This is a genomic window from Pseudomonas sp. HMSC08G10 (assembly GCF_001808425.1).
Classification (GTDB): Bacteria; Pseudomonadota; Gammaproteobacteria; order Pseudomonadales; family Pseudomonadaceae; genus Aquipseudomonas; species Aquipseudomonas guariconensis.
Genome location: NZ_KV793298.1, coordinates 198,611 through 224,595 on the forward strand (window position 1 = coordinate 198,611; position 25,985 = coordinate 224,595).

The window sequence follows — 25,985 nt, forward strand, 5'->3', positions numbered from 1 at the left end:
AGATCCTTCTGGCGCATCCCTTGATGATTTCGACCTCCACGCCTCCACGCCGTCCCCGCTGGCGCAGCCTCGCCCTGCTGGCCCTGTGCCTGGCTCCGCTGCTCTGGCCGCTGCATCACCTGGCCGAGCGTTACTACCAGGAGGAACTGGCCTCACAAAACCGCCAGACCCTCGACCTCTATGTCGCCAACCTGCTGGGCACTCTGCACCGCTACGAGACCTTGCCGCAGATCCTAGGCGACCTGCCAGCCCTGCGCGGTGCGCTCCACGACCCGTTCAAGACCGAAGCGGTGACCAACGCCAACCGACTGCTCAAGGAGATCGTCGAGCAGACCGGTGCCGAGGTCATGTACCTGATGGACGTCAGCGGCAATACCCTGGCCGCCTCCAACTGGGACAAACACGACAGCTTCGTGGGCCGCAACTTCGCCTTCCGGCCGTACTTCCTCGAAGCTATGCAGGGGCGCCTGGGGAGATTCTTCGGCCAAGGCACCACCTCGGCCAAGCGTGGCTATTTCTTCGCCGCTGCCGTGCACGAGCGGGACAAGATCGTCGGCGTGCTGGTCGTCAAGGTTGACCTGGACCACACCGAAACCCTGTGGGGCCGTACCCCAGAGCAACTGCTGCTCACCGACCAGAATGGCGTGGTGGTGCTGACCTCGCGACCGGACTGGCGCTTTCGCGCCACCCGGGCGCTGACCGCCGCCGAGCGCGAGGCGATCATCGCCATCCAGCCCTACCCGACCCAGGCCCCGCAACCGCTCAACCTCGACACCGCTGCCTGGCTGATCCAGACCCGCAGCATCAACGAAACCGGCTGGCAAGTCAGCATCCTCGCCCCGCGCACGCTGGTCGACCGCTCCGTGCAGACGGTCATGGCCATCGGTGCGGCCGCCTTGCTGGTGCTGATGCTGCTGGCAGGCCTGGTGATGCAGCGCCGACGCCACTACATCGACCGTATCGACTTCGAAGCCCGCGGCCGCCAGGAGCTGGAAAAGCGCGTAATGGAGCGCACCGCCGACCTCGAAGGCCTCAACACACGCCTGAAGAAGGAAGTACTGGAGCGAGAACAGGCCCAACAGGAGCTGGTCCGCGCTCAGGACGAGCTGGTCCAGGCCGGCAAGCTGTCGGTGCTGGGCACCATGTCGGCCAGCATCAGCCATGAGCTCAACCAGCCATTGGCCGCTATCCGCAGCTATGCCGAAAACGCCGAGATCCTGCTCGATCATCAACGCATCGAAGATGCCCGTGGCAACCTCAAGCTGATCGGCGAGCTGACCGGGCGCATGGCCTCGATCATCACCCACTTGCGTGCATTCGCCCGTCGCGACCGCCACGCCCCGGAAAGCGTCGCCCTGCAACCGGCGCTCGATGACGCCCTGGCGTTGCTGGCCAAGCGCCGCCGGGCCATGGCCGTGGAGCTGGTCCGCGACCTACCCGACGCCACACTCTGGGTCCAGGCCGGCGAAACCCGCCTGCGCCAGGTGCTCGGCAACCTGCTGGCCAACGCCCTAGACGCCCTGACCGAGAAAGCCAACCCGCGCAAGCTGTGGCTCAGTGCCGAAACCCGCGACGGCTACGTCTACCTGTACATCCGCGACAACGGCCCAGGCTTCAGCAGCCAGGCCCTGGAGCACGCCAAGGAACCCTTCTTCACCACCAAGACCCGCACCCAAGGCCTGGGCCTGGGCCTGGCGATCTGTGAAAGCCTGATGCGAGCCCTGGGTGGCGAACTGCTGCTCGGCAACCACCCGGAAGGCGGCGCACTGCTCACCCTGCAACTGCGCGTGGCCACGCCCGGCGCGAACCTGCAACCTTCGGAGGACCCCTCGGCATGACGACCGAGACACTCATCGACAGCCGCACCCAGGTCATCCTGGTGGACGATGACCCGCACCTGCGCCAGGCCCTGGGTCAGACCCTGGACCTGGCCGGCCTGAAAGTCGTGACGCTGGCCGACGCCCAGGGCTTGGCCGAGCGCATCGCTGCGGACTGGCCTGGCGTGGTGGTCAGTGACATCCGCATGCCCGGCATCGATGGCCTGCAACTGCTGGAGCAACTGCATGGGCGTGACAGCGACCTGCCGGTGCTGCTGATCACCGGCCACGGCGATGTGCCGCTAGCTGTGCAGGCCATGCGCGCCGGGGCCTATGATTTTCTCGAAAAGCCCTTTGCCAGCGATGCCCTGCTCGACAGCGTACGCCGCGCCCTGGCCTTGCGCCGTCTGGTGCTGGACAACCGTAGCCTGCGCCTGGCCCTGAGCGACCGCCAGGAGCTGTCCACGCGTCTGGTTGGCCAGTCGCCTGCCATACAGCGCCTGCGCGAGCAGATCGGCGCCCTGGCCGCCACCCGCGCGGATGTGCTGATCCTCGGCGAGACCGGCGCCGGCAAAGAGGTGGTGGCCCGTGCGCTGCACGACCTGTCGAGCCGCCGCGAGGGGCCTTTCGTGGCGATCAACGCCGGTGCCCTGGCCGAGTCGGTGGTCGAGAGCGAGCTGTTCGGCCATGAACCCGGCGCTTTTACCGGCGCGCAGAAGCGCCGCATCGGCAAGTTCGAGTTCGCCAATGGTGGGACGTTGTTCCTCGATGAAATCGAAAGCATGAGCCTGGATGTGCAGGTCAAGCTGTTGCGCCTGTTACAGGAGCGGGTGGTGGAGCGCTTGGGTGGCAACCAGCTCATCCCATTGGACATCCGCATCATCGCCGCCACCAAGGAAGACCTGCGCCAAGCCGCCGACCAAGGGCGCTTTCGCGCCGACCTGTATTACCGCCTGAATGTGGCACCGCTGCGCATCCCGCCGCTACGCGAACGTGGTGACGATATCCTGGTGCTGTTCCAGCACTTCGCCGATGCCGCCAGCGCACGCCATGGCCTGCCGGCCCATAGCCTGCAACCGGCCCAGCGTGCCCTGCTGCTGCGTCACGACTGGCCAGGGAACGTGCGCGAGCTGCAGAACGCTGCGGAGCGCTTCGCACTGGGTCTGGAGCTGGCCCTCGACGGCCAGGCGCCCAGCACTCACACAGCCCACGAAGCTGAGCGCAGCGGCACGCTCAGCGAACAGGTCGAACAGTTCGAGCGATCATTGATCGCCGCCGAGCTGGCCCAGCCCCACAACTCCCTGCGCAGCCTCGCCGAAGCCCTCGGCATCCCGCGCAAGACACTGCACGACAAGCTGCGCAAGCATGGCCTGAATTTCGAAGGCGGCGCCAGCGGACACGACGATCAGGAGGAAACCCGCCCATGACCACCGACAGCCAGTACCTGCAGTCCGTACTGCACAGCGACATTCCCCTGACCCGGGAGATGGGCATGGAAGTCATCGGCTGGGAAGATCACTGCCTGCGCCTGCAGTTGCCGTTGGCGCCCAACGTCAATCACAAGAGCACCATGTTCGGTGGCAGCCTGTATTGCGGTGCGGTGCTGGTGGGATGGGGCTGGCTGCACCTGCGCTTGCGTGAGCTGGGAATCGATGACGGGCATATCGTCATTCAGGAAGGCCAGATCAGCTACCCGCTGCCGGTAACCGACACGGCCGTGGCACGCTGCGAAGCACCGGACGACAAGACCTGGGAGCGTTTCGTGGCGATGTACCAGCGCCGCGGACGGGCTCGCCTGACCCTCGAGACGATCGTCTGCAACGCGGGCAGCGATGAGCCCGCCGTGAAATTCAGCGGACAATACGTGTTGCATCGCTAGGCTTGCCGCTGCCGGGGGACGCCTTGCGTCCCTAATCATTCAGCGACCGATGGCCGCTGCCAATTGCAACAAGGCCGGACGCCACGCAGCCGCGCCAGGCAAGGCCAGGAAGAATTCATTGAGCAGGGATTCACGTGGCGGGTAGCGGAACGGCTGGCCATCCAGCCCGATGACCTCGCCCCCGGCACCTTCCAACACACCCTGGGCGGCAGCGGTATCCCACTGGGAGGTCGGCGCCAGTCGCGGATAGCAATCCGCGGCCCCTTCGGCCAACAGGCAGAACTTCAGCGAACTGCCGATATTGGCCAGTTCCAGCTCGCCAACGGCGCTGCCCAGCCCGCCCAACAGCGCTTCCTGCTGAGGGCTGGAATGTCGCTTGCTGGCGACCACCGTGAAGCGCCCGCCCTCCGGCGGTTGTCGACGCACCCGGATCGATTCGGCAGAGCCATTCACCTCGGCGCGCCACGCGCCCAGCCCCCGGCCGCCGAAGTAGCAGCGGCCATTGGTCGGCATCGCCACCACACCAAACACCACTTCGCCCTCCTCGATCAAGGCGATGTTGACAGTGAACTCCTCGCTGCCGGCGATGAACTCCTTGGTGCCATCGAGCGGGTCGACCAACCACCAGCGGCGCCAGGCCTGGCGCTCGGCCAGCGGAATCTCACAGTCCTCCTCCGACAGCACCGGGATATGCGGGGCCAGCACCTGCAAGCCGTCCGCGATGACCTGATGAGCGGCGAGATCGGCAGCGGTCACCGGCGAGTCATCAGCCTTGGCCGTCACCGCCACATCGGCGCGCCAGAACGGCACGATCGCCTCACCCGCCAGACGGGCCAGTTTCACCACTTCGTCCATCAATTGCTGATCGTTCATACGCTGAGCAGCCCCCGCTGGATCATCAGGTCGCGGGCCAGGTACAGCGCTGCGAGCGCCCGGCCTTCGGAGAATTGCGGATGCATGGCCAGCGCCGACAGTTCACGCAGATTGACCTTGTCCACGCGCATCGGCTCGGGCTCATCCCCTTCCAGACGCTCTTCGTAGAGATCAGTGGCGAGTACCACTTGGATTTTCTGGCTCATATAGCCGGGCGAGAGGGACAGCTCGGTGAGATGCTCCAGTTGGCGCGCGCCGAAGCCGGCTTCTTCCTTGAGCTCACGGTTGGCTGCGGCCAGCACGTCCTCGCCAGGCTCGATCAGGCCCTTGGGCAAGGACAATTCATACTCATCGGTACCGCCACAGTATTCTTCCACCAGCACCGCGTGCTCGGCATCGAGCATGGCCACCACCATCACCGCGCCGTAGCCATTGCCGCGACCGACCAGGCGCTCGTAGGTCCGCTCGGTACCGTTGGAAAAACGCAACTGCACGGCTTCGACGCGGAACAGACGGCTGCTGGCGACGATCTCGCGGGCGAGGACGGTGGGTTTCTGGCGCATGGGGCGGCTCCTTGGCGTGAACGGGTTACTATACCGTGGCTTGCCGACCTAACGAGAGTTTCCCATGCCTGTTCTTCCCTGGTCCGCCATCGATACCGTCCTGCTGGACATGGATGGCACCCTGCTCGACCTGCACTACGACAACCAGTTCTGGCTGGAGCACCTGCCCCAGCGCTACGCCGAGCTGCACGGTGTCAGTCGGGCCATGGCCGAGCTTGAGCTGCAGCCGCTGTTCGAGCGCAATGCAGGCACTCTCAATTGGTACTGCCTGGACTTCTGGAGCCGCGAGCTGAACCTGCCGATCCGCGAACTCAAACAGGAAATCGCCGACCTGATTGCGCTGCGCCCGGACGCCGATACCTTCCTCGCCGCAATCCGCCAAGCCGGCAAACGCGTGGTGCTGATCACCAATGCCCATCGCGACTCGCTGTCACTGAAGCTCGAGCGTGTGGAGCTGGCGCCCTATTTCGAGCGGCTGATCAGTTCCCACGACTACGGATTTCCCAAGGAAAGCCCGCAGTTCTGGGACGCCCTGCAGGCGGACATCGGCTTCGAACCTGCGCGCAGCCTGTTCATCGACGACACCCTGGCGATCTTGCGCAGTGCGCGACGCTTCGGCGTGGAGCATTTGCTGGCCGTGCGCCAGCCCGACAGCAAGGCGGGACCGCGTGATACCCAAGAGTTCGCCGCGGTGGAGGATTACCGGCAACTGCTGGAAGGTCTGTGAGCATGCAGTCGCGGATGAACCCTCTCCCACGAAGATCACACGGGAGCGGGCTTATCCGCGCATCGGGACAACAGGCAATCACTCAGGAATGCGCAGCACCTGTCCCGGATAGATCTTGTCCGGATGCTTGAGCATCGGCTTGTTGGCCTCGAAGATCTTGTTGTACTTGTTGGCATCGCCATATTCGGCCTTGGCGATGGCGCTCAGGGTATCGCCTTTCTTGACCGTGACGAAGCGTGCCGCCTGGGCCACGGGCCCTGTGACGGTGATCTGGTCGTCCACCGATGCCACGCCATCGATGTTGCCCGCCGCCAGGATGATCTTTTCCTTTTCTTCCTGGCTCGCCACCTCGCCCTTGAGCACGATCGTATCGCCCTGGACGGTGGCGGAGATGTTCGGGTTACCCAAGCCGACGGACTCGACGTGCTTCTTGAGCTGCGCCTCGGCGTTGGCGTTTCCGGGCGTCAGCAAGTCGATCAGTTTTTCACCGGCTTCCTTCACGAAACTGAACAGGCTCATGTCACTCTCCTTGATGATCAAACATGGGAAGCAGGAGTCTAGGACAGACTTGGCCAATCTGCCTCGCCAAGCCAATCGACGTCCTCTATCAGGGGATAGAACCTAGCGACTAGACGTCGCCCGCCTGCAAGCCTAGGCTTGTGCAGGTAACAAGCCGCCGGTAATCCGCTCTGATGAACAGCAAACCCCCAGTCTGCGCGGCGTCCATGCCTCTTGCCTTGCCTGCCGCCAGTAATACCTACGACTACGTACAACTCACCGACGAGGTGCGCGACAGCACGCCGCTCGCCGAAGAGGTGGCTCTGGCCATCGTCTACAACGGTCTGAACCAGGCGGTTATGCTGGTCAGCCCTACCGACCTGGAAGACTTCGCCGTCGGGTTCAGCGTCGGCAGCGGTATCGTCGCCAGCACCGACGAAATCTATGACGTGAAGCTCTCCGGCAGCGGCTCGGCGCTCTACGCCGACCTGGAGATTTCCAGCCGCGCCTTCTGGAACCTGAAGAACCAGCGTCGTCAACTGGCCGGCACCAGCGGCTGCGGCCTGTGCGGCGTCGAAGCCCTGGAGCAGGCGCTACCCGAGCTGGCCACGCTGCCCGGCGCGCCCCTGCCTCCGGCGCATTGGTTGGCCGGGCTGCGTCAGCGCATCGATGCCTTCCAGCCGCTCGGGCAGCACTGTGGCGCGGTGCATGCGGCGCTGTTCATGGACCGTGACGGCGAGCTGCTGCTAGGCCGTGAAGACATCGGGCGCCACAACGCGCTGGACAAGCTGATCGGCGCGTTGCTGCGCCAACGCATCGATACTGAGGGTGGCCTGGCCATCGTCACCAGCCGTTGCAGCCTCGAACTGATCCAGAAAGTCCTGCGTGCCGGCATCCAGACCCTGGTCAGCCTCTCGGCACCGACCGGCCTGGCCCTGCAATGGGCGCGTAAGCACAATCTCAATCTCATCCACTTGCCCAAACACAGCGCACCACGGGTATACAGCCCTGTGGCGGAGCAGTCGCTGGGATGAACGCGCCCGAGACGGCGGCCTCCCCCTCCTGTTCGAAAGCTGGCGAACAGCCATAAAAAAAGCCCTGTGCGCAACGGCCAGGGCTTTGTCTCAAGTAGCTTCAGACAAGCAAAATTTGAGAAAGTTTCACCTAAAAAACAAGAAGTTAGAGAATTGTGTACAAGTCGTGCTACTCGTCGGATTTCCATTGCCAGCCGCCTCGCCGAGCCTCAAATTCGCCTCGTCATCCCTATGAGGCTCTCTCGATGAAGAAGTACTCCTCGATTCTGTTGTTGTCTTTCAGCTTGCTCAGCGGCGTTGCCATGGCCGGTGGCAATACCGAGGCCGGCATTGGCGGCGCATTGGGTGGGGTACTCGGCTCCGTAGTAGGTAACTCCATCGGTGGTAGCACCGGCGGCGCCATCGGTGCCGGCCTGGGCGGTGCGGCCGGCGGTGCCCTGGGTGCCGACAAGCGTCAGCGCGGTGAGGCCGCCATCGGTGGCGCACTGGGCGCGGCCGGCGGTAACGTAATCGGTCGCTCGATGGGCGGCACCACCGGTAGCCATATCGGTGCCGCCGCAGGTGGTGGTGCCGGTGGTGCCCTGGGTAACTACCTGGGCAACAAGGCCGACGATGACGATCGTCACGACCGCCGCTATCGTCGTGACTACGACGGCCGCCGTCACTGGGACCGTGGCCATCACTACGGCCATCGCAAGCACAAACGCCACTGGCGTTACGACGACTGATCACTCAGTCAAGCAAAGGCCCTGCCCTGACCGGCAGGGCCTTTTCGTTGGTGTCGACTTGGGGGCTCAGCCGTTGAACTGCAAGCCCGCCAGGAACGCCTGAAGGGCGTCGGGGAAGGTCACCGGGTTGCCGGAGGCACGCTCCACGAAGACCTGCACCACCGTCCCCGCCGCACAGGCTTGCGGCTCGCCTGGACGGAACAGCGCCAGGTGGTACTCCACCGTGCTACCTGCCAGGCGCACCACGCCCAACCCCACTTCGAGCACATCGGGAAAGCCCGGCAAGGCATAGAACTGCGCCGCCGAGCTGATCACCACGCCCGCCAGTTCACCCTCGCGCAAGTCCAGCTCGGCCTGCTCGACGAGAAACGCCTGGATGGCCGTCTCGAAGTAGCCATGCACCGTCGCGCCGGCAATATGACCATTGATGTCGTTGTCGTGGGGGCGGGTGAGGATAGGATGGAAGTGGTTGAAATGGCTGCGCTGAGGGGATTCGGTCATAGGTTACCCAGGCTTGGTTACGCGAGTGGAGGTTGCGGCCGTCATTAGGAGCAGTTGGGCTGCCCAGCAGCCCAAACACCGGACAAGCCTCGATTACTCCAGCGACCATACCATCGGCTCAGGACCAGAAACAAAAAAGCCGCCCCAAGGGGCGGCTTTTTCGTCCGTGCTCGCGTGCTTACAGCTGCGGGCCAGCGGCCTTGATGGCTTCGGAGACGTCGAACTTCTTGAAGTTCTCGATGAACAGATTGGCCAGGCCTTTGGCGGCCTCGTCGTAGGCAGCCGAGTCAGCCCAAGTGTTGCGTGGGTTGAGCAGGACGGTTTCGACGCCCGGAACGGCCTTCGGCACATCCAGGTTGATGATGTCCAGGTGCTCGGTCTCGGCACCGATCAAGGCACCGCTCTGGATCGCAGCGATCACGGCACGGGTGGTCGGGATGCTGAAACGCTTGCCAACGCCATAGCCACCACCGGTCCAGCCGGTGTTGACCAGGTAGACCTTGGAGCCGAAGCCTTTGATGCGTTTGATCAGCAGTTCAGCGTACTCACCAGCCGGACGTGGGAAGAACGGAGCGCCGAAGCAGGTGGAGAAGGTCGACTTGATGCCGCCGCCCGAACCCATCTCGGTGGAACCAACCAGCGCTGTGTAGCCGGACAGGAAGTGGTAGGCCGCCTGCTCATTGTTCAGGATCGAAACCGGAGGCAGAACGCCAGTCAGGTCGCAGGTCAGGAAGATGACCGCGTTCGGCTCGCCGCCCAGGTTCTTCTCGGAACGCTTCTCGACGTGCTCCAGCGGGTAGGCGGCGCGGCTGTTCTGGGTCAGGCTGCCATCGGCGTAGTCGGCGTGCTTGGCGTCGTCGAGAACGACGTTTTCCAGCACCGCGCCATGCTTGATGGCTTTCCAGATGACCGGCTCGTTCTTCTCGGACAGGTCGATGCACTTGGCGTAGCAGCCGCCTTCGATGTTGAAGACAACGCCTTCGCCCCAACCGTGCTCGTCGTCACCGATCAGGTAACGGCTCTCGTCGGCCGACAGGGTGGTCTTGCCGGTGCCGGACAGACCGAAGAACAGGGTCACATCACCTGCTTCGCCGATGTTGGCGGCGCAGTGCATCGGCAGAACGTCTGCGGCTGGCAGCAGGAAGTTCTGCACAGAGAACATGGCTTTTTTCATTTCGCCGGCGTAACGCATGCCAGCGATCAGCACTTTCTTCTGGGCGAAGTTGATGATGACGCAACCATCGGAGTTGGTGCCGTCACGCTCTGGAACGCACTCGAAGTTGGCGACGTTGAGCACTTGCCACTCTTCACGACCGGCCGGGTTGTACTGGGCCGGATTGATGAACAGGCAACGGCCGAACAGGTTCTGCCAGGCAGTCTGGGTGGTCATCTTGACCGCCAGGTAGTGCTCGGCGGCAGCGCCTACGTGAACGTGGGAAACGAAGTGCTCTTGGGCGTTGTTGAACGCCTCGACGCGAGCCCACAGAGCATCGAACTTGTCAGCCGGGAACTTGCGGTTGATCGGCCCCCAGGCAATGGCACCGGAGGTGCTGGGCTCGTCGACGATGAAACGGTCAGCCGGCGAACGGCCGGTACGATGACCGGTTTTCACAACCAGTGCGCCAGTATCGGCCAGCTCGCCTTCACCGCGGGACAGCGCTTCTTTTACCAGCTCATCGACGGTCAGGTCGGTGTACACGGTGTTGTTGGCTTGCGTCATGAGATACCCCATCCGGCCCAAGGCCGAGTGCTCCAAACGTTTTGTAGTTGTCTATTTCAAACTACTACAGCGAAAAAAGTGGCCGGATTATGCCAGAAAAGCCCAAAAAAAGTAGGCCCCTCCTGTCAGAACTGCGCTTTTGCGCAATTCGACAGGAGTTTCTCCTGTAGTGAACCGTTTCAGTGCTGAGTATCTGACGGTGCCTCGGTGCCACCACCTGCAAACAATTGCGCCACATCGCTCGCGTCGAAGAAATAGCGCTCGTTGCAGAACTGGCAATCGATCTCGACCTTGCCACCACACTCTTCCACCAATGCCTTGGCATCCTCTTCTCCAAGGCTCACCAATGCATTGCCGGAACGCTCGCGCGAGCAGCTGCAATGGAAGCGCAGGGGTTCGATGTCGAACAGACGCACGGCGTCCTCATGGTAGAGGCGGTGCAGCAGGGTTTCGTTGTCCAGAGACCATTCCTCAGGCTTGAGGGTGCCTGCCAGGGCCACGACATGCTGCCAACTGCCCTCGCGCTCTTCTTCGTCGCGCTGACGATCGATCGGCAACTGCTGCAGCAGCAGACCACGGGCCTTGCCACCCTTGGCATCGAGCCAGAAGCGCGTGTTGAGCTGCTGGGACTGGACGAAGTAATTGGTGAAGCACTCCGACAGGTTGGCGCCATCGAGGTCCACGGTGCCCTGGTAGCGCTGGCCCTTGACCGGATCGATGGTCAAGGTCAGGTGCCCGTCAGGCATCAGCTGGGCCAGGGTGGCGTCGGCCGGGATCTGGTCCGCCTCGTAGCGCGCCATGCCGCGGATGTCGCGATCACTGGAGCACTCGACCATCAACAGCGGAATCGGCCCCTGGGAGCGCGCCTGAAGCACCAGCAGGCCATCGAACTTGAGTGCGCCCACGAGTAACGCGGTCGCCGCCATCAGTTCACCCAGCAGCACGGCGACCGGCTGAGGGTAAGGATGACGGGCCAGCACGTCGGCATAGCTCTGCTCGAGCGCCACCCACTCGCCGCGGATATCGCGGTCGTCGAAGATGAAACGTTGGGTGAAGTCGGTATCCGGCAAATCGCTCATAGGTTTTGGCTATCTGAAAATGATGACAAAATGGTTACAGGGAATTACGACTCCCGTGGCAGAGCGTCCACGAGACGCCCTTAACCCCGTTGGTAATAGAGGTATTTTATGGACAATCGACCACTGTTCCAAGCAAGGTGGTCCTGGGGACCCCTCGTAGCCTGTACCCTGCTGCCTGTTGCTCTACTGTGTTTCTGGTTATGGCCTTTTGGCCAGATCCTGTGTCTGACTTTAGACGAGTGGCTGTTCCACAGCCTCAACGCACCCTTGGCCGACAACACCCTCTGGCGATACGTCTGGACGATCGGCAGTCTGCGTCCTTTCGATATTGTCGTCGGCTTGATCTTGCTGGCCCTGCTGATCCGGGGCAATTGGGTGTTCAAGGCGACCCAGGTGCGCGAAGCCTTCTTCGGCTTTCTGGTAACGCTGCTCCTCTTAGTGGTGGTTCGCGTGCTGTTTTCCAAGTGGGTGGCGATCATGGGCTGGCAACACAACAGCCCATCGATGGTCTTCGACAACGTAGTCCATCTGAGCGACTACTACCCGAATCTGGAAGCCAAGTGGGAACTCAAGGATCGCTCCAGCCAGAGTTTCCCGGGCGATCACGCTTCGGTGCTGTTGATCTGGGCGCTGTTCATGAGCCTGTTCAGCCGCACCCTGCTGCAGCGGCTGGTGATCTGGGGCCTGGCATTGCTGTTCATGCTGCCGCGCCTGGTGGCAGGCGCCCATTGGGGGCAGGACGACTATATCGGCGGATTGCTGATGGCCGTGCTGGCCTTGGGCTGGAGCTGCTACACACCGCTGGCGGCAAAAGCCAGTGCGGCGTTACTGCGATGGACCTCCCCGTTGTTCAGCTGGCTGGCACGATTGCCGCTGGTGGGCAGGATGAGCGTCATTCGCACGGCCTGAATGGCCTTCGGGGCCGCGCTACGGCCCCTACTCATTCATAACTGCCATGCAGCTGATGAATCTGGCGCCGCTGCTTCTTGGTCGGCCGCCCATCGGTGGTCACACCGAGCGCGCCAGCCTTGCGCATCTGGGCAGCCTGTTCACGACGCCGTACGCTTTCTTCGGTCTCTTCGTACAAGGCCTGCGCCTGCGGCGCTCCGCGACGTACATCCGACAAGGCCTTGACCACTACGGTACGTTCATCGAATCCGGTACGCAGCACGAATTCGTCACCCACCCGAGGCTCCTTGCCCGGCTTGCAGCGTTCTCCCCGGCAATGCACCTTGCCACTCTCAATGGCCGCCTTGGCCAGGGCCCGGGTCTTATAGAACCGCGCCGCCCATAGCCATTTATCCAGGCGTACCTTGTCGTCTTCTTCCGCTTTGTGGGCCATTGCATTACCTCGAATTCTGTCTTTCACGGAACTGTACTACCGTAACTTGCGGATGCAAAAAGTCCGTGCCGTGCTTACAGTTCACCACCTCATTCGCAGGGCGTGTTTCGTGAAGACATTTGACCATCTGACTGTAATCGGCCTGCGCGAGTGGGTCGCCCTGCCCGACCTCGGCCTGGCGGGCCTGCGCGCCAAGATCGATACCGGCGCCAGCACCTCCAGCCTGCACGCCACGGACGTAGAACCGTTCGAGCGCGACGGCCAGTCCTGGGTGCGCTTCACCGCTCATCTGGGTTCAGTGGTGCAACTTCGCCACCGCCGCTGCGAAGCCCCGTTGGTCACGATGAAAACCATCAAGAGCTCCAACGGCCAAGCCCAGGTCCGCTATGTGATCCGTACGCCGCTGGCGTTGGGCGACCGGGTCTGGGAGGTGGAGTTCACCCTTGCCTGTCGCAAAAACATGCGCTATCGCCTGCTGCTCGGTTCCAAGGCGCTAATTCACGGCCAGCTAGTAGTCAATCCTGGCCTTAAGTACGTTCAGGACAAACCGGCCTTTCCGGCCACCCTATCCCCTGTCACAGGTGCTGCATGAAGATCGCTGTGCTGTCGCGCAATCCGCGTCTGTATTCCACCCGCCGCCTGGTCGAAGCCGGTACCCAGCGTGGTCACGAGATGGTGGTGATCGATCCCCTGCGCGCATACATGAACATCGCCAGCCACAAACCGCAGATCCACTATCGCGGCAAACCGCTGGAAGGTTTCGACGCAGTCATACCGCGCATCGGCGCGTCCGTCACCTTCTATGGCTGCGCGGTGCTGCGCCAGTTCGAGATGATGGGCGTCTACCCGCTCAACGAGTCGGTGGCCATCGCCCGCTCACGCGACAAGCTGCGTTCCCTGCAACTGCTGTCGCGTCGCGGAATCGGCCTGCCGATCACAGGTTTCGCTCATTCGCCGGATGACATCCCCGACCTGATCCAGATGGTCAACGGTGCCCCCTTGGTGATCAAGGTGCTCGAAGGCACCCAGGGCATCGGCGTGGTGCTGTGCGAAACCACCAAGGCCGCCGAATCGGTGATCGAGGCATTCATGGGCCTAAAGCAGAACATCATGGTCCAGGAATACATCAAGGAAGCGGGCGGTGCCGACATCCGCTGTTTCGTCGTCGGCGACAAGGTCATCGCGTCGATGAAGCGCCAGGCCAAGCCTGGCGAGTTCCGCTCCAACCTGCACCGCGGCGGCGTCGCCAGCCTGATCAAGATCACCCCCGAAGAGCGCATGACCGCCATTCGTGCGGCCAAGGTCATGGGTTTGAGCGTGGCGGGGGTGGACATCCTGCGCTCCAATCACGGGCCACTGGTGATGGAGGTGAACTCCTCGCCGGGGCTCGAGGGGATCGAAGTCACCACCGGCAAGGACGTGGCCGGGATGATCATCGAACACCTGGAGAAGAACGGCGGGCCAAACCAGACACGAACCAAAGGCAAAGGCTGAGCCAACACAGCCGCGGAGCCATGACAGGGCATTAAACGGCGTTACGGGGCAACAGCAACCCCAATGGCAACCTTACCCGCGCTTCGATTCCGCCACCGGAACGATTGCGCAACTCGACATTGCCCCCGTGCTGGGCCGCGATCCGCTTGACGATCGCGAGCCCCAACCCGGTGCCCTTGCCGCCTCGGGCACGGTCCCCGCGGATGAAGGGGTTGAAGATGGTCTCCAACTCCGACTCGTCTATCCCCGTCCCTCGGTCCAGTACGCTGAGCACCACATAGGGCGCGCTCTGGTCACCCGACACGTACGCCGCCACTTCGACCCCTTTGCCCGCATGATGCAAGGCATTACCGATCAGGTTACCCAGCATGCGCTTGAGCGACACCCGACGCAGCGGGAACGGCGGAATCGGCTCCAGGCACAGGCGCACCCGCTCCTCCGGCTGGTTGTAAGGCGCCACGACTTCGCGAACCAGTGCGCCCAGATCGGCCACTTCCACCGGCTCGTCCCGACCATCGCGGATGAAGGCCAGGAACTGGTCGAGGATCGCATCCATATCCTCAATGTCGCGGACCATGTCATCGGTCAGCTCACTGTCGTTGGCCATCAATGACAACGACAGGCGCAGGCGGGTCAGGGGGGTGCGCAAGTCATGGGACACTCCCGCGAGCATCAGTTCACGCTCGCGTCCGGCCTGCTCGACATCTTCAGCCATCTGGTTGAAGGCCCGGTACACCTCGGTCATCTCGCTTGGTGTGTCGCTGATCGGCAACCGCACGCTGCGCCCCTGGCCCAGCTGCCGGGCAGCGAACACCAATCGCTTGAGCGGCTGGTTGAGCTGGCGCACGAAGATCCACGCCGAAGCGGTGGACAACAAGCCGATAGCCAGGAACCAGCCCAGCACGTTCCAGATCTTCTGCCCCCGCAGCGGGTGCGGATACAAAGGCACCTTCAACCAGCCGGGGCCCAGGCTCGGCGCGTTGACCCACAAGGCAGGCGGCGCGTGGATGCGCAACCGCACCTCGGTGTCATCGCCAAGTTCGGCCTGCATCTGGCGTTGGTAGATCTCGCTGTAGGGCCAATGCTGCTCACCCTCCGGCACACCGGAGCCGGTGACCCGGATCAACCCTGCCGCCTCGGCGATCTTGTCGCGGTTCTCCTCGTCGGCGGCCCAATAGGCGCGCAGTGTCAGGGCCACGCCATGGCTGTACTGGCGATCGACCAGCACGTCCTCGTTCATCAGCAGGTACACCAGCGTCAAGGCCTTGGAGAACAGGACGACGATCAGCACCAGCCACAGGGTGCGGGCGAAGAAGCTTTGCGGGAACCAAAGAGGCGTTTTCATCTAGACAACTACTGCGCTGCGCTCACAGGCGGGGCTCGACAGGGTGCAGGCCTGATCCAGACGCAAACAGGGCGACCCCATCGGGTCGCCCTGGTGCGTGATGGCAAGCCTGCAGGCTCATGTTCATTTGCTGGCGTTTCCGTCCGGCACGAAGACGTAGCCTACACCCCACACGGTCTGGATATAGCGCGGTTTGGAAGGGTCCGGCTCGATCATGCGGCGCAAGCGCGAGATCTGCACGTCGATGGACCGCTCCAACGCATCCCACTCACGGCCGCGGGCCAGGTTCATCAGCTTGTCGCGGGTCAGCGGCTCGCGGGCGTGCATGACAAGCGCCTTGAGCACGGCGAACTCGCCGGTGGTCAGCATGTGCACTTCATCGCCACGCTTGAGCTCGCGAGTAGCCAGTGAAAGTTCGTAGTCGCCGAACGTGACGGTCTCGTCCTCGCTGCCAGGCGCACCCGGTACACTCGGGGCCTGACGACGCAACACGGCCTTGACTCGCGCCATCAGCTCGTCCGGGTTGAAAGGTTTGCCCAGGTAGTCGTCGGCCCCCAGCTCCAGGCCCTTGATGCGACTGAGCTCGTCGCCCTTGGCGGTGAGCATGATGATCGGGATCTGGTTGTTGGCCTTGCGCAGGCGGTTACAGGCAGAGAGGCCGTCCTCGCCGGGCAGCATCAGGTCGAGCACCACCAGGTTGAAGACCTCACGGGCCAGCAGGCGGTCCATCTGCTCGGTATTGGGCACCGCGCGGGCACGATAGCCCTTGCTGGTGAAGAAACGCTCCAGCAGGCTGCTCAGCCCCGGATCGTCATCGACGATGAGAATCTTCTCGCCTTCAGCGGTATTTGCGGTGCTGGTCATGAATAACTCCTTTGGTATCGCCGCGCATTATGGCGTAGCCATGACTACGCGTGCCGTGTGCATTGTTAGCAGATTTTTCCCATGGCGCCACTTCCCGCCTGGCCGAGGCTGGCCCGGCGCTATCACCGCAAGCCCGGCACGATGGGTATAATGCGCCGCTTTCACCCTGCGCCGCCGGGCCTGAATGCCCCCTTGCGGCCTCCAGCATTCATTATTTGTCAGGTGGTTCTCATGGACAGCATCAACAGCCGTATCGCCGAGGAACTGGGCGTTCGCCCGCAGCAGGTCGAAGCGGCCGTGGCCCTGTTGGACGAAGGCTCGACGGTGCCTTTCATCGCCCGTTACCGAAAGGAAGTCACCGGCAGCCTGGATGACACCCAGCTGCGTCACCTGGAGGAGCGCCTGCGCTACCTGCGCGAACTCGACGAGCGCCGCGCCAGCATCCTGGCCAGCATCGAGGAGCAGGGCAAGCTGACCCCGGAGCTGGCCCGCGAGATCAAGCTGGCCGACACCAAGACCCGCCTTGAAGACCTCTACCTGCCCTATAAGCAAAAGCGCCGCACCAAGGGCCAGATCGCCCTGGAAGCCGGCCTGGGCGAACTGGCCGACGGTCTGCTCAACGACCCGCAACTGACCCCGGAAGCCGAAGCGGCGCGTTTCGTCGATGCCGACAAGGGCGTGGCCGACGTCAAGGCCGCCCTGGAAGGGGCCAAGTACATCCTCATGGAGCGCTTCGCCGAAGACGCCGCCCTGCTCGACAAGCTGCGCGTGTTCCTCAAGCAGGAAGCGGTGCTCAGCGCCCGCGTTGTCGCCGGCAAGGAAGAAGAAGGCGCCAAGTTCCGCGACTACTTCGCCCACGACGAACTGCTGCGCAGCGTTCCCTCGCACCGCGCCCTGGCGATCTTCCGCGGTCGCAACGAAGGCGTGCTGACCGCCTCGCTGAAGGTAGGCGAGGAGCTGCCAGGCACACTGCACCCCTGTGAGCTGATGATCGGCAACCACTTTGGCCTGGAAAACCGCAACCGTCCGGCCGACAAGTGGCTGGCCGAAGTGGTGCGTTGGACCTGGAAGGTCAAGCTGTACACCCACCTGGAAACCGACCTGTTCGGCGAGCTGCGCGACAACGCCGAGAGCGAGGCGATCAACGTCTTCGCCCATAACCTGCACGATTTGCTGCTCGCTGCGCCCGCCGGTCCTCGCGCCACCCTGGGCTTCGACCCGGGCCTGCGTACCGGCTGCAAGGTCGCGGTGGTCGATGCCACCGGCAAGCTGCTCGACCACACCACGGTCTACCCGCACGCGCCGAAGAACGACTGGGACCGCACCCTTTCCATTCTCGCCGCGCTGTGCGCCAAGCACTCGGTGGAGCTGATCGCCATCGGCAACGGTACCGCCAGCCGCGAGAGCGACAAGCTGATCATCGAGCTGGTGAAGAAATACCCCGCCCTGAAGATCACCAAGGTCATGGTCTCGGAGGCCGGCGCGTCGGTCTACTCTGCCTCTGAACTGGCAGCCCGCGAGTTCCCGGACCTGGACGTCTCGATCCGTGGCGCGGTCTCCATCGCCCGCCGCCTGCAGGACCCGCTGGCCGAACTGGTGAAGATCGACCCCAAATCCATCGGCGTCGGCCAGTACCAGCACGACGTCTCTCAGGTGAAGCTGGCGCGCGGCCTGGACGCGGTGGTCGAGGACTGCGTGAACGCCGTGGGCGTGGACGTCAACACCGCCTCCGTGGCCCTGCTGACCCGCATCTCCGGCCTGAATGCCACCCTGGCCCAGAACATCGTCGCCCATCGCGACGCCAACGGCCCGTTCACCACCCGTGCGGCGCTGAAGAAGGTCAGCCGCCTGGGCGAGAAGACCTTCGAACAGGCCGCAGGCTTCCTGCGGGTAATGAACGGCGACAACCCGCTGGACGCCTCGGCGGTTCCCCCGGAAGCCTACCCACTGGTGCAGCGCATCGCCGCCGATACCGACCGCGACATCCGCTCGCTGATCGGCGACAGCGCGTTCCTCAAGCGCCTGGACCCAAAGAAGTTCACCGACGAGACCTTCGGTCTGCCAACCGTCACCGACATTCTTCAGGAACTGGACAAGCCCGGTCGCGATCCACGCCCTGAGTTCAAGACCGCGACCTTCCAGGAAGGCGTCGAGGACCTCAAGGATCTGGAGCCCGGCATGATCCTCGAAGGTGTGGTGACCAACGTCACCAACTTCGGCGCCTTCGTCGACATCGGCGTGCACCAGGACGGCCTGGTGCACATCTCGGCGCTGTCGGAGAAGTTCGTCAAGGACCCGCGCGAGGCGGTCAAGGCCGGCGACGTGGTCAAGGTCAAGGTCATGGAAGTGGACATCCCGCGCAAGCGGGTCGGCCTGTCCATGCGCATGAGCGACACACCCGGCGAGAAGGTCGAAGGCAACCGTGGTGGCAATCGTGGCAATGGCGGCAACCGCCAGCAACAGCCACCGCGCCCGCGTGAAACCGCAGCCGCACCGGCCAACAACGCCATGGCCGCGCTGTTCGCCAACGCCAAGCAGTTGAAGAAGAAGTGATGCAGATCCCGGCCGAATACGTTGAAAGCGCCTTCAGCCAACTCCTGGGCTGCCGCCTGCAACGCCTGGAGACGGGCGTAGCCGAGGTGGCCCTGACGCTGGAGCCGCACTTACGCAACCGCGGCCAGAAGCTGCACGGCGGGGCGATCTTCAGCCTGGTGGACATCGCCATGGGCCTGGCCTGCTCGGCCAGCCATGGCTTCGATCAGCAGAGCGTGACGATCGAATGCAAGATCAACTACATGCGCGCAGTCAGTGACGGTGAAGTCGTGTGCACCGCCCAGGTGCTGCACGCCGGGCGCCGCACACTGGTGGTCGACGCCGACGTATTCCAGGGCGACAAGCGCGTGGCCAAGGCACAAGGAACCTTCGCGGTTCTCTAGCTCACCAAGGCTTATCTGCGGTATTTTCGGCGTTATCAAGTATCGGGGCCGCTTCGCAGCCCATCGCAGGCCTCGCCAGCGATGGGCTGCGACGCGGCCGCAGTCGGCACTGGCACTGCTGAAAACCCAGACAAACCAGGCGACAACGCCAGTTCCTTTTCCAACTACCCTTGTAGACCGTCATCCCTACCCCCATATTGGGGCGACTGACGCGTGAAGGAATACATCTTGAGCGAACTCCTCAACCGCCGCCTGAGCCTGCTCGGCGCCAATCTCCCCCTGCTCAAGCAGTGCCTGCACGGTATTGAGCGCGAATGCCTGCGTGTGACCGACGAAGGTCGCCTGGCCCAAACGCCGCACCCGGAGGCCCTGGGTTCGGCGCTGACCAACGAGCAGATCACCACCGACTACTCCGAGTCGCTGCTGGAGTTCATCACCCCCGCCCTGGCGGACCCGGCCAAGGTGCTCGAGAGCCTCGACGAGATCCACCGCTTCGTCTATGCCAAGCTCGGCGACGAGTACCTGTGGAGCCCGTCCATGCCCTGCACGCTGCCGGCCGAGGAGGACATCCCGATCGCCGAGTACGGCACCTCCAACATCGGCAAGCTCAAGCATGTCTACCGCAAGGGCCTTGCCCTGCGCTACGGCCGCACCATGCAGTGCATCGCCGGCATCCATTACAACTTCTCCCTGCCCGAGGCGCTGTGGCCGCTGCTGCGCGCAGCCGAAGGCAGCGAGGAAAACGACCGCGACTATCAGTCGGCGGCGTACATCGCCCTGATCCGTAACTTCCGCCGCTACAGCTGGCTGTTGATGTACCTGTTCGGCGCATCGCCCGCCCTGGACAAAGGCTTCTTGCGTGGCCACCCGCATCAGCTCGAAGAGCTGGATGCCGAAACCCTGTACCTGCCCTACGCCACCAGCCTGCGCATGAGCGACCTGGGCTACCAGAGCAATGCCCAGGCTGGCCTGACGCCTTGCTACAACAACCTGGCCAGCTACACCGACAGCCTGCGCAAGGCGGTCGGCACGCCCTACCCGCCCTATGTCGAGATCGGCACGCACAAGGATGGCGAGTGGGTCCAGCTGAACACCAACATCCTGCAGATCGAGAACGAGTACTACTCGAACATTCGCCCCAAGCGCGTCACCTATACCGGCGAACGTCCGATCCAGGCCCTGACCTCCCGCGGCGTGCAGTACGTCGAAGTGCGTTGCCTGGATATCAACCCGTTCCTGCCAGTGGGTATCGATCTTCCCCAGGCACGTTTCCTCGATGCCTTCCTGCTGTTCTGCGCCCTGGACGACAGTCCGCTGCTCGAAAGCGGCGAATGCGGCCAGTGCACCAACAACTTCCTCACCGTGGTCAAGGAAGGCCGCCGTCCGGGCCTCGAACTTCGTCGCAACGGCCAGCCCATCAGTCTGAAGGATTGGGCCAGCGAGCTGATCGCCCGTATCGCCCCTCTGGCCGAACTGCTCGACCGTGCCCAAGGTGGTGAAGAACACGCCAAGGCGTTGGCCGCACAGCAGGCCAAGGTCGACGATGCCTCCCTGACGCCGTCGGCCCAGGTGCTGGCGCGCATGGCCGAACACAACGAAACCTTTGTCCAGTTCTCCCTGCGTCAAAGCCGCCTGCATGCCGGAACCTTCCGCGAGCAACCGCTGAGCGTCGAGCGCCAGCAGGCCTTCGAGACCCTGGCGCGCGAGTCGCTGGCCGAGCAGTCGCGCCTGGAGCAGCAGGAAGTCGGGGACTTCGACCTGTTCGTGGGTGCCTATCAGGCCAGTATCCTGGCCATCAGCAATTGATGAGCCGCGCCACCAGCCCGCGCAAGCCACGCGCCAGCAGCCAGGCCAGGATCGACGCGATCCTCGCCGCGGCGCGCGGACTGTTGGCCGATCAAGGCGTGGCGGGCCTGTCGATCTACAGCGTGGCCGAGCGGGCACAGATCCCGCCGTCTTCGGTGTACCACTTCTTCGCCAGCGTACCGGCACTGCTCGAAGCCTTGACCGCTGACGTGCATCTTGCGTTTCGCGAAGCCCTGAGCGCCCCTATCGACAACAGCGCGTTCAGCACTTGGCACGACCTGTCACGGCTGATCGAGCAGCGCATGCTGGACATCTACAACGAGGATGCGGCCGCACGCCAACTGATCCTCGCCCAACATGGCCTGAGCGAAGTGGTCCAGGCCGACCGCCAGCACGACCTGGAACTGGGCGAACTGATGCACAAGCTGTTCGAGCAGCACTTCCAGCTACCGGCGATGCCCAGGGATGTGGATGTATTCGCCCTGGCCATGGAGCTGAGCGACCGGGTCTATGCGCGCTCGATGCAACTGCACGAACAGATCACCCCACGCATGGCCGAGGAAGGCAAGCGGGTGTTCGAGGCGTACCTGGGGCTGTACCTGCCGCCGTTCCTGCCCAAGCGCTGAACCACAGGGGACCGCTGCGCGGCCCACTCACGACACAAGGCCACTGCTGCCGGGCATCGTGCACCCTGCAGGAGCGGCCTCGCGTCGCGAAAGGGGCGCACAACGCCCCATCACCCTCACAACTTGGCGATGGACACTTCGGTGGATTTGACGAAGGCGATCACTTCGCTGCCCACCTGCAGTTCCAGCTCACGCACGGAACGGGTGGTGATCACCGAGGTGACGATGCCAGAGGCGGTCTGCACGTCGATTTCCGAAAGCACCGGGCCTTCGAGGATTTCCTTCACGGTGCCTTTGAACTGGTTGCGGACGTTGATGGCTTTGATGGTCATGATGTAATTCCTTCTCTAGGGCTTCTTGGGTTCAGTGCGCCCAACGCAGCTGCGTGGGCAAAGGGGCTACAGGTTCCGGCTCGGGCGGCGTGCCCGGTACGGCGAGAACACGGTTGAGGACTTCGCTTTCCAGCGCCGCCAGGCGGTGCGATCCACGCGCTCGCGGACGCGGCAGGTCGACAGTCAGGTCCAGGCCGACGGCGCCGTCTTCGATGAGGATCACCCGATCTGCCACGGCGACGGCTTCGTTGACGTCGTGGGTAACCAGCAACACGGTGAAACCGTGCTGGTGCCACAGGCGTTCGATCAGTTGCTGCATCTCGATCCGGGTCAAGGCATCGAGCGCACCCAGTGGCTCGTCCAACAGCAACAGGCGCGGTTTGTGAATCAGTGCCCGGGCCAGGGCCACGCGTTGCTTCTGGCCGCCCGACAACGCCGCCGGCCAGTCATGGGCGCGCTCGGCCAGGCCGACCGCTTCCAGGGCTTGCAACGCATCGGCGCGCCAGTTGCCGGAAAGCCCCAGGCCAACGTTGTCGATCACCTTCTTCCAGGGCAGCAGGCGCGCGTCCTGGAACATCAGCCGGGTTTCCTCGCGGGCTTGCTCCAACGGCGCGGCACCGGCGAGCAACTGGCCGGCGCTGGGCTGATCGAGGCCCGCCAGCAGGCGCAGCAAGGTGCTCTTGCCGCAGCCACTGCGCCCCACGATAGCGACGAACTGGCCGGCCGGAATGTGCAGGTCGATGCCCCGCAGCACCTCGCGCTGGCCAAACGCCTTGCGCACGCCCTGGACCGCCAGGGGGATACCGCGCAGCAAGCGCGGCGGTTGTTCCTTGAGCACGGTCATGCGCCCTCCTTCTTCGCCGGTTGATAGGCCGGGTGCCAGCGCAGCCAGACACGCTCCAGGCCACGGGCGGCCAGGTCGGCAAGCTTGCCGAGCACGGCGTACAGGACGATGGCCAGGACCACCACATCGGTTTGCAGGAACTCACGGGCATTCATCGCCAAGTAACCGATACCGGCATTGGCCGAGATGGTCTCGGCGACGATCAGCGTCAACCACATGAAGCCCAGGGCGAAGCGCACGCCCACCAGGATCGATGGCAGCGCGCCCGGCAGGATCACCTGGCGGAACAGGCCGAAGCCCGACAAGCCATAGCTGCGCGCCATCTCTACCAGTGCCGGGTCGACGTTGCGGATGCCGTGGTAGGTGTTGAGGTAGATGGGGAACAACGTCCCCAGCGCCACCAGGAAGATCTTGGCCGACTCATCGATGCCGAACCACAGGATCACCAGGGGAATCAGCGCCAGGTGCGGCACGTTGCGGATCATCTGCACCGAGCTGTCGAGTAGACGCTCGCCCCAGTTCGACAGGCCCGTGATGAAGCCCAGCACCAGGCCGATGCTGCCGCCGATCACAAAGCCCAAGGCCGCGCGCCAGCCGCTGATCGCCAGGTGCGTCCAGATCTCGCCGCTGCGCACCAACTCGACGCCGGCGCTGACCACCGCGCTCGGCGCCGGCAGGATGCGGGTCGACAGCCAGCCGCTGGCGACCGCCAACTGCCACACCGCCAATAGCAGCAGTGGCAAGGCCCAGGGTGCCAGGCGCTTCGACCAGGAAGAAGTTGCTCGACTCATGGCCAGGCCCTCAGCTCTGCGCCACGGACTTGGGCAGGATGTCGTTGGCGACCATCTCGCCGAACGGGCTCACGTAGCCACCGCTCTTGGGCTGTTCGGGGCGCTGCACATCCAGGTGCGGGAACAGCAGCTCGGCGACCCGATACGACTCTTCCAGGTGCGGATACCCGGAGAAGATGAAGGTATCGATGCCCAGCGCGGCATATTCCTTGACCCGTGCCGCCACGGTCGGGCCATCGCCCACCAGCGCGGTACCGGCACCGCCGCGCACCAGTCCGACACCTGCCCATAGGTTGGGGCTGACCTCCAGCTTGTCGCGCTTGCCGCCGTGCAGGGCGGCCATACGCTGCTGGCCCACAGAATCGAAACGTGCCAGGGATGCCTGGGCACGGGCGATGGTGTCATCGTCCAGGTGCGAAATGAGTTTGTCGGCGGCCGCCCAGGCCTCTTCGTTGGTCTCGCGGACGATTACGTGCAGGCGGATGCCAAAGCGTACTTCGCGCCCCTGCGCCGCAGCTTTCTCACGGACCTGAGCGATCTTTTCCGCCACCGCAGCCGGCGGCTCGCCCCACGTCAGGTACAGCTCGACTTGTTCGGCAGCCAGGTCCTGGGCAGCGTCGGAGGATCCACCGAAGTACAGCGGCGGCCGCGGTTGCTGGATCGGCGGATAGAGCAGCTTGGCGCCTTTGACTTGGATGTGCTTGCCGTCGTAATCGACCACCTCGCCCTCGAGCACCTTGCGCCAGATGCGGGTGAACTCCACGGAGGCTTCGTAGCGCTCCTGATGGTTCAAGTGCAGGCCATCACCGGCCAGTTCTTCCGGGTCGCCGCCGGTCACCAGGTTGAACAGCGCGCGACCATTGGACAGGCGATCCAGCGTCGCGGCCTGGCGTGCGGCCACGGTCGGCGAAATGATGCCTGGGCGCAGTGCCACCAGGAACTTCAGGCGCTGGGTCACCGGGATCAGTGAGGCGGCCACCAGCCAGGAGTCCTCGCAGGAACGCCCGGTGGGGATCAGCACGCCACCAAAGCCCAGGCGGTCAGCAGCCTGGGCGATCTGCTGCAGGTAACCATGGTCGACCGCGCGGGCACCGTCGTTGGTGCCCAGGTACTTGCCGTCACCGTGGGTCGGGAGGAACCAGAAAATGTTAAGACTCATTGGAGTTGTCTCCTCAAGGGTGGCTCGGGCCGGGAGCAGCCCCGACCGCAGCGAATCGATCAAGGCGCGGTGGCGACCTTGGCGGGGGGTGTCCAAATCACGTCTTTGATGCTCAAGGGCTTGGGAATCAGCTTCAGCGCCTGGAAGGTGTCGGCGATCTTCTGCTGGGCGGCGACTACCTCGGGCGTGAGCGGCTTGGCACCGAAGCCTTGGCGCTTGACGGACGTGAGAGTGATGTCGGCAGGCAGGCCGAGCAGCGGGGCGACCTGGTCGGTGACCTCCTGCGGGTTGGCCTGCGACCACTGGCCGATGGCACGCACCTCGTCGACCAAGGTCTGGATCACCGCCGGGTGTGAAGTGGCGTACTTGCGGGTGGCCAGGTAGAACTGGTGGTTGTCGACCAGACCCTTGCCGTCACGCAGGGTACGGGCTTGCAGCTGCTGTTCGGCAGCGGCCTGGTACGGGTCCCAGATGACCCAGGCATCGACACTGCCACGCTCGAAGGCGGCGCGGGCGTCGGCCGGCGGCAGGTAGACCGGTTGGATGTCGCTGTACTTGAGGCCTGCATCTTCCAGGGCGCGGACCAACAAGTAGTGGACGTTGGAGCCTTTGTTGAAGGCGACCTTCTTGCCTTTGAGGTCTTTCACCGACTGCACGGGCGAGCCCTTGGGCACCAGGATCGCCTCGCTGTGCGGCGCTGGCGGCTCGTAGGCCACGTAGAGCAGGTCGGCACCGGCGGCTTGAGCGAACACCGGCGGGGTCTCGCCGGTGACGCCGAAGTCGATGGAGCCGACGTTCAGCCCTTCGAGCAACTGAGGGCCGCCGGGGAATTCGGTCCACTGCACCTGGATGCCTTGCTCGGCCAGGCGCTTCTCCAGCGACCCCTTGGCCTTGAGCAGCACCAGGGTGCCGTATTTCTGATAACCGATACGCAGGCTTTCTGCCTGGGCCTGGGTGATGGCGCCGAAGGACACAGCCGCCGCAAACAGGGCGACCAGACCACGACGCAAGAAGACTGTGCGCATGG

Annotated in this window: 27 protein-coding genes; 13 read left to right on the forward strand and 14 right to left on the reverse strand. The window is 63.8% G+C overall.

The features are described 5' to 3' along the window. Positions 1 to 23: 23 nt before the first annotated feature. From HMPREF3173_RS06945 to HMPREF3173_RS06955, 3 genes are read left to right on the forward strand one after another with little or no spacing between them, the layout of a single operon-like run. Positions 24 to 1,838 carry a sensor histidine kinase gene (locus HMPREF3173_RS06945; protein WP_043208333.1) on the forward strand — a complete coding sequence of 605 codons (1,815 nt, stop codon included), beginning with the start codon at positions 24 to 26 and terminating at the stop codon, positions 1,836 to 1,838. Continuing rightward, positions 1,835 to 3,244, forward strand: coding sequence for a sigma-54-dependent transcriptional regulator (locus HMPREF3173_RS06950; RefSeq protein ID WP_070572010.1), 1,410 nt, complete (start codon positions 1,835 to 1,837; stop codon positions 3,242 to 3,244). Before HMPREF3173_RS06945 ends, HMPREF3173_RS06950 begins: the two co-directional genes overlap by 4 nt. Next, the gene (locus tag HMPREF3173_RS06955; protein WP_070572011.1) at positions 3,241 to 3,696 is read left to right on the forward strand and encodes a thioesterase domain-containing protein; all 456 of its coding nucleotides are present in this window, start codon (positions 3,241 to 3,243) and stop codon (positions 3,694 to 3,696) included. The genes HMPREF3173_RS06950 and HMPREF3173_RS06955 overlap by 4 nt, the downstream gene beginning before the upstream one ends. 39 nt (positions 3,697 to 3,735) lie before the next feature. On the opposite strand, the gene cysQ is transcribed toward HMPREF3173_RS06955, so the two are convergent. Together cysQ and nudE are read right to left on the reverse strand one after the other, a co-directional pair. Then, positions 3,736 to 4,569: a 3'(2'),5'-bisphosphate nucleotidase CysQ gene (gene cysQ, locus HMPREF3173_RS06960; protein ID WP_070572012.1), complete on the reverse strand. Its 834-nt coding sequence runs from the start codon at positions 4,567 to 4,569 to the stop codon at positions 3,736 to 3,738. Continuing rightward, entirely contained in the window at positions 4,566 to 5,132 is a 567-nt protein-coding gene (gene nudE / locus HMPREF3173_RS06965) for an ADP compounds hydrolase NudE (protein WP_043208324.1), read from the reverse strand. The genes cysQ and nudE overlap by 4 nt, the downstream gene beginning before the upstream one ends. A 64-nt stretch (positions 5,133 to 5,196) precedes the next feature. Between nudE and yrfG the strand changes: the two genes are divergently transcribed. After that, positions 5,197 to 5,859 carry a GMP/IMP nucleotidase gene (gene yrfG / locus HMPREF3173_RS06970; RefSeq protein ID WP_070572013.1) on the forward strand — a complete coding sequence of 221 codons (663 nt, stop codon included), beginning with the start codon at positions 5,197 to 5,199 and terminating at the stop codon, positions 5,857 to 5,859. Positions 5,860 to 5,937: 78 nt separating this feature from the next. On the opposite strand, the gene lysM is transcribed toward yrfG, so the two are convergent. After that, the gene (gene lysM / locus HMPREF3173_RS06975; protein WP_070572014.1) at positions 5,938 to 6,378 is read right to left on the reverse strand and encodes a peptidoglycan-binding protein LysM; all 441 of its coding nucleotides are present in this window, start codon (positions 6,376 to 6,378) and stop codon (positions 5,938 to 5,940) included. A gap of 173 nt (positions 6,379 to 6,551) precedes the next feature. Here lysM and fdhD point away from each other — a divergent pair, with 173 nt between their 5' ends. Both fdhD and HMPREF3173_RS06985 read left to right on the forward strand, forming a co-directional pair. Further along, positions 6,552 to 7,391 carry a formate dehydrogenase accessory sulfurtransferase FdhD gene (gene fdhD / locus HMPREF3173_RS06980; RefSeq protein WP_070572015.1) on the forward strand — a complete coding sequence of 280 codons (840 nt, stop codon included), beginning with the start codon at positions 6,552 to 6,554 and terminating at the stop codon, positions 7,389 to 7,391. A 245-nt stretch (positions 7,392 to 7,636) separates the two neighbouring features. Next, positions 7,637 to 8,119, forward strand: a complete 483-nt coding sequence (locus tag HMPREF3173_RS06985; RefSeq protein ID WP_043208314.1) for a glycine zipper domain-containing protein — start codon at positions 7,637 to 7,639, stop codon at positions 8,117 to 8,119. Positions 8,120 to 8,185: 66 nt separating this feature from the next. Here the strand turns inward: HMPREF3173_RS06985 and HMPREF3173_RS06990 are convergent, their stop codons facing one another. The 3 genes from HMPREF3173_RS06990 to hslO all read right to left on the reverse strand — a co-directional run bounded on the left by HMPREF3173_RS06990 (position 8,186) and on the right by hslO (position 11,419). Continuing rightward, positions 8,186 to 8,620, reverse strand: a complete 435-nt coding sequence (locus HMPREF3173_RS06990) for an acyl-CoA thioesterase (protein WP_070572016.1) — start codon at positions 8,618 to 8,620, stop codon at positions 8,186 to 8,188. Positions 8,621 to 8,798: 178 nt separating this feature from the next. Continuing rightward, the gene (locus tag HMPREF3173_RS06995) at positions 8,799 to 10,340 is read right to left on the reverse strand and encodes a phosphoenolpyruvate carboxykinase (RefSeq protein ID WP_043208309.1); all 1,542 of its coding nucleotides are present in this window, start codon (positions 10,338 to 10,340) and stop codon (positions 8,799 to 8,801) included. 179 nt (positions 10,341 to 10,519) lie between these two features. After that, positions 10,520 to 11,419 (reverse strand): Hsp33 family molecular chaperone HslO, encoded by a 900-nt coding sequence (gene hslO / locus HMPREF3173_RS07000; protein ID WP_070572017.1) that lies wholly within the window; start codon positions 11,417 to 11,419, stop codon positions 10,520 to 10,522. Between the two features lie 108 nt (positions 11,420 to 11,527). On the opposite strand from hslO, the gene HMPREF3173_RS07005 reads away from it, so the two are divergent. Continuing rightward, entirely contained in the window at positions 11,528 to 12,328 is an 801-nt protein-coding gene (locus tag HMPREF3173_RS07005) for a phosphatase PAP2 family protein (RefSeq protein WP_070572018.1), read from the forward strand. Between the two features lie 31 nt (positions 12,329 to 12,359). Here HMPREF3173_RS07005 and HMPREF3173_RS07010 read toward each other — a convergent pair whose 3' ends face one another. After that, positions 12,360 to 12,761 (reverse strand): RNA-binding S4 domain-containing protein, encoded by a 402-nt coding sequence (locus HMPREF3173_RS07010; protein WP_043208302.1) that lies wholly within the window; start codon positions 12,759 to 12,761, stop codon positions 12,360 to 12,362. Positions 12,762 to 12,870: 109 nt separating this feature from the next. Between HMPREF3173_RS07010 and HMPREF3173_RS07015 the strand changes: the two genes are divergently transcribed. After that, on the forward strand, positions 12,871 to 13,353 hold the full coding sequence (locus HMPREF3173_RS07015; RefSeq protein ID WP_043208301.1) for a retropepsin-like aspartic endopeptidase RimB: 483 nt from the start codon (positions 12,871 to 12,873) through the stop codon (positions 13,351 to 13,353). After that, positions 13,350 to 14,255: a 30S ribosomal protein S6--L-glutamate ligase gene (rimK, locus tag HMPREF3173_RS07020; RefSeq protein ID WP_070572019.1), complete on the forward strand. Its 906-nt coding sequence runs from the start codon at positions 13,350 to 13,352 to the stop codon at positions 14,253 to 14,255. Before HMPREF3173_RS07015 ends, rimK begins: the two co-directional genes overlap by 4 nt. A gap of 31 nt (positions 14,256 to 14,286) precedes the next feature. Here the strand turns inward: rimK and HMPREF3173_RS07025 are convergent, their stop codons facing one another. Together HMPREF3173_RS07025 and ompR are read right to left on the reverse strand one after the other, a co-directional pair. Further along, a complete protein-coding gene (locus HMPREF3173_RS07025; protein WP_070572020.1) occupies positions 14,287 to 15,600 on the reverse strand; it encodes an ATP-binding protein in 1,314 nt (437 codons plus the stop codon). Positions 15,601 to 15,723: 123 nt separating this feature from the next. Further along, positions 15,724 to 16,464, reverse strand: coding sequence for an osmolarity response regulator transcription factor OmpR (gene ompR / locus HMPREF3173_RS07030; protein ID WP_043208299.1), 741 nt, complete (start codon positions 16,462 to 16,464; stop codon positions 15,724 to 15,726). A 231-nt stretch (positions 16,465 to 16,695) separates the two neighbouring features. On the opposite strand from ompR, the gene HMPREF3173_RS07035 reads away from it, so the two are divergent. From HMPREF3173_RS07035 to HMPREF3173_RS07050, 4 genes are all read left to right on the forward strand, one after another. Beyond that, positions 16,696 to 19,017 (forward strand): Tex family protein, encoded by a 2,322-nt coding sequence (locus HMPREF3173_RS07035; protein ID WP_070572021.1) that lies wholly within the window; start codon positions 16,696 to 16,698, stop codon positions 19,015 to 19,017. Then, positions 19,017 to 19,400 (forward strand): PaaI family thioesterase, encoded by a 384-nt coding sequence (locus tag HMPREF3173_RS07040; protein ID WP_052352403.1) that lies wholly within the window; start codon positions 19,017 to 19,019, stop codon positions 19,398 to 19,400. The genes HMPREF3173_RS07035 and HMPREF3173_RS07040 overlap by 1 nt, the downstream gene beginning before the upstream one ends. A gap of 228 nt (positions 19,401 to 19,628) precedes the next feature. Next, the gene (gene gshA / locus HMPREF3173_RS07045; RefSeq protein ID WP_168166368.1) at positions 19,629 to 21,206 is read left to right on the forward strand and encodes a glutamate--cysteine ligase; all 1,578 of its coding nucleotides are present in this window, start codon (positions 19,629 to 19,631) and stop codon (positions 21,204 to 21,206) included. Further along, entirely contained in the window at positions 21,206 to 21,832 is a 627-nt protein-coding gene (locus HMPREF3173_RS07050; RefSeq protein WP_070572023.1) for a TetR/AcrR family transcriptional regulator, read from the forward strand. The genes gshA and HMPREF3173_RS07050 overlap by 1 nt, the downstream gene beginning before the upstream one ends. Before the next feature lie 116 nt (positions 21,833 to 21,948). On the opposite strand, the gene HMPREF3173_RS07055 is transcribed toward HMPREF3173_RS07050, so the two are convergent. The 5 genes from HMPREF3173_RS07055 to HMPREF3173_RS07075 are packed head-to-tail and all read right to left on the reverse strand — an operon-like array spanning position 21,949 to position 25,983. Then, positions 21,949 to 22,164: a TOBE domain-containing protein gene (locus HMPREF3173_RS07055; protein WP_003255829.1), complete on the reverse strand. Its 216-nt coding sequence runs from the start codon at positions 22,162 to 22,164 to the stop codon at positions 21,949 to 21,951. A 31-nt stretch (positions 22,165 to 22,195) separates the two neighbouring features. Further along, positions 22,196 to 23,008 carry an aliphatic sulfonates ABC transporter ATP-binding protein gene (gene ssuB / locus HMPREF3173_RS07060; RefSeq protein WP_070572024.1) on the reverse strand — a complete coding sequence of 271 codons (813 nt, stop codon included), beginning with the start codon at positions 23,006 to 23,008 and terminating at the stop codon, positions 22,196 to 22,198. Beyond that, the gene (ssuC, locus tag HMPREF3173_RS07065) at positions 23,005 to 23,799 is read right to left on the reverse strand and encodes an aliphatic sulfonate ABC transporter permease SsuC (RefSeq protein WP_043208290.1); all 795 of its coding nucleotides are present in this window, start codon (positions 23,797 to 23,799) and stop codon (positions 23,005 to 23,007) included. The genes ssuB and ssuC overlap by 4 nt, the downstream gene beginning before the upstream one ends. 10 nt (positions 23,800 to 23,809) lie before the next feature. Then, entirely contained in the window at positions 23,810 to 24,958 is a 1,149-nt protein-coding gene (gene ssuD / locus HMPREF3173_RS07070; protein ID WP_043208289.1) for an FMNH2-dependent alkanesulfonate monooxygenase, read from the reverse strand. Between the two features lie 59 nt (positions 24,959 to 25,017). Beyond that, positions 25,018 to 25,983: a sulfonate ABC transporter substrate-binding protein gene (locus HMPREF3173_RS07075; RefSeq protein WP_070572025.1), complete on the reverse strand. Its 966-nt coding sequence runs from the start codon at positions 25,981 to 25,983 to the stop codon at positions 25,018 to 25,020. Positions 25,984 to 25,985 lie beyond the last annotated feature (2 nt).

Bases quoted from the DNA above. Each gene is read 5' to 3' on its own strand.
- cysQ (WP_070572012.1), bottom strand. From the start codon at position 4,569: ATGAACGATCAGCAATTGATGGACGAAGTGGTGAAACTGGCCCGTCTG.
- ssuB (WP_070572024.1), bottom strand. From the start codon at position 23,008: ATGACCGTGCTCAAGGAACAACCGCCGCGCTTGCTGCGCGGTATCCCC.
- nudE (WP_043208324.1), bottom strand. From the start codon at position 5,132: ATGCGCCAGAAACCCACCGTCCTCGCCCGCGAGATCGTCGCCAGCAGC.
- ompR (WP_043208299.1), bottom strand. From the start codon at position 16,464: ATGACCAGCACCGCAAATACCGCTGAAGGCGAGAAGATTCTCATCGTC.
- HMPREF3173_RS07075 (WP_070572025.1), bottom strand. From the start codon at position 25,983: ATGCGCACAGTCTTCTTGCGTCGTGGTCTGGTCGCCCTGTTTGCGGCG.
- ssuD (WP_043208289.1), bottom strand. From the start codon at position 24,958: ATGAGTCTTAACATTTTCTGGTTCCTCCCGACCCACGGTGACGGCAAG.
- HMPREF3173_RS07055 (WP_003255829.1), bottom strand. From the start codon at position 22,164: ATGACCATCAAAGCCATCAACGTCCGCAACCAGTTCAAAGGCACCGTG.
- HMPREF3173_RS07005 (WP_070572018.1), top strand. From the start codon at position 11,528: ATGGACAATCGACCACTGTTCCAAGCAAGGTGGTCCTGGGGACCCCTC.
- HMPREF3173_RS07035 (WP_070572021.1), top strand. From the start codon at position 16,696: ATGGACAGCATCAACAGCCGTATCGCCGAGGAACTGGGCGTTCGCCCG.
- ssuC (WP_043208290.1), bottom strand. From the start codon at position 23,799: ATGAGTCGAGCAACTTCTTCCTGGTCGAAGCGCCTGGCACCCTGGGCC.
- HMPREF3173_RS07040 (WP_052352403.1), top strand. From the start codon at position 19,017: ATGCAGATCCCGGCCGAATACGTTGAAAGCGCCTTCAGCCAACTCCTG.
- yrfG (WP_070572013.1), top strand. From the start codon at position 5,197: ATGCCTGTTCTTCCCTGGTCCGCCATCGATACCGTCCTGCTGGACATG.
- HMPREF3173_RS06955 (WP_070572011.1), top strand. From the start codon at position 3,241: ATGACCACCGACAGCCAGTACCTGCAGTCCGTACTGCACAGCGACATT.
- HMPREF3173_RS06950 (WP_070572010.1), top strand. From the start codon at position 1,835: ATGACGACCGAGACACTCATCGACAGCCGCACCCAGGTCATCCTGGTG.
- fdhD (WP_070572015.1), top strand. From the start codon at position 6,552: ATGAACAGCAAACCCCCAGTCTGCGCGGCGTCCATGCCTCTTGCCTTG.
- rimK (WP_070572019.1), top strand. From the start codon at position 13,350: ATGAAGATCGCTGTGCTGTCGCGCAATCCGCGTCTGTATTCCACCCGC.
- HMPREF3173_RS06985 (WP_043208314.1), top strand. From the start codon at position 7,637: ATGAAGAAGTACTCCTCGATTCTGTTGTTGTCTTTCAGCTTGCTCAGC.
- hslO (WP_070572017.1), bottom strand. From the start codon at position 11,419: ATGAGCGATTTGCCGGATACCGACTTCACCCAACGTTTCATCTTCGAC.
- HMPREF3173_RS06990 (WP_070572016.1), bottom strand. From the start codon at position 8,620: ATGACCGAATCCCCTCAGCGCAGCCATTTCAACCACTTCCATCCTATC.
- HMPREF3173_RS07050 (WP_070572023.1), top strand. From the start codon at position 21,206: ATGAGCCGCGCCACCAGCCCGCGCAAGCCACGCGCCAGCAGCCAGGCC.
- HMPREF3173_RS06945 (WP_043208333.1), top strand. From the start codon at position 24: ATGATTTCGACCTCCACGCCTCCACGCCGTCCCCGCTGGCGCAGCCTC.
- HMPREF3173_RS07010 (WP_043208302.1), bottom strand. From the start codon at position 12,761: ATGGCCCACAAAGCGGAAGAAGACGACAAGGTACGCCTGGATAAATGG.
- HMPREF3173_RS06995 (WP_043208309.1), bottom strand. From the start codon at position 10,340: ATGACGCAAGCCAACAACACCGTGTACACCGACCTGACCGTCGATGAG.
- lysM (WP_070572014.1), bottom strand. From the start codon at position 6,378: ATGAGCCTGTTCAGTTTCGTGAAGGAAGCCGGTGAAAAACTGATCGAC.
- HMPREF3173_RS07025 (WP_070572020.1), bottom strand. From the start codon at position 15,600: ATGAAAACGCCTCTTTGGTTCCCGCAAAGCTTCTTCGCCCGCACCCTG.